The sequence below is a fragment of the Vibrio sp. 1978 genome, assembly GCF_033344345.1.
Genome location: NZ_JAWPOP010000144.1, coordinates 1 through 1,085, shown reverse-complemented (window position 1 = coordinate 1,085; position 1,085 = coordinate 1). Strand labels below are relative to the sequence as shown.

1 protein-coding gene is annotated in these 1,085 nt (G+C 46.0%); it reads right to left on the bottom strand.

Going from position 1 to position 1,085, the window contains the following annotated elements; translation table 11 throughout:
• On the bottom strand, nucleotides 1-964 hold a 964-nt coding region (locus R8N49_RS25095), incomplete at its 3' end, for an SLC13 family permease (RefSeq protein WP_318190208.1).
• Between the last annotated feature and the right edge of the window lie 121 nt (nucleotides 965-1,085).

Here is a 1,085-nt window from a genome sequence, read left to right as displayed (position 1 = left end):
AAGAGATCTTTTTGAGGTCTTCTTTGTTGATGATCCCTGTCAGCGAGAACACGGCAACCGGAATTAAAGCGACGGTGTATGAGTTCATGCCATGCGCTGAGCCCATCAACCAAAGAATGATGGTGCCAGCGAATGTGACGTAAACAATCATCGCTTTTGGTGTTTTTAGGAACTTACTTTTGATGTTCAGATCAATTTTCGTCTGCTCGGCTTTGTATAAATAACCTATCAGAAGCCAAGCAAGCGCCATCATGATCACCACAAATGGTACGCCGAACACCATCCACTCCCCAAAGGTAATCAAGTTATCACCCACGAGGTATTTCAAAGCAATCGCGTTTGGTGGCGTACCGATTGGCGTACCAATACCACCGATGTTCGCAGCAACAGGAATACACAGCGCGAATGCAATTCGGCCCGGGTCTTTAGGCCCAAACACGGCGATAACTGGCGTTAATATCGACAACATCATCGCGGTGGTCGCGGTATTCGACATAAACATCGAGAATATAGCGGTGATCAGCATCAGGCCTAACATGACAAACTTAGGGTTTTGCCCAAACGGCTTGAGCAACACCCTAGCGAGGTTCACATCCAAACGATATTTGGTTGCGGCCATTGCTAAGAAAAAACCACCTAAAAACAGCATGATGATTGGGCTTGCAAAGGTAGCCATGATTTCGTGATATTGCAGTAGTTCGCCAAAATGAGGCTGCCCTTCTTGTGTTCGAAACAAGACAATGCCTTTGTTCGAAACGAGCAATAACTCAAGCACGATGATCACCACCGACGTGGCATAAATTGGAATAGGCTCGAACACCCAACAGAGCGCAGCCAGCAAAAAGATCGCGATAACTCGCTGTTGGACGATGGTGATGCCGTCAAAAGGAAACGCTGACAAAGGCATCAGCCAAATAAGTAACGGAATCACCGTTGGGATGATGTATTTGAGATATGGGCGCATAGTACTACTACTCTTCCTGAGTTGGTTGGCCATGACATTAGGCATTTCGAGCCACATTCAGTCATCTTTCTATCAATCTGATTTTTATGAACGACTTTGCGGTTGTGAGATAGAAACATAC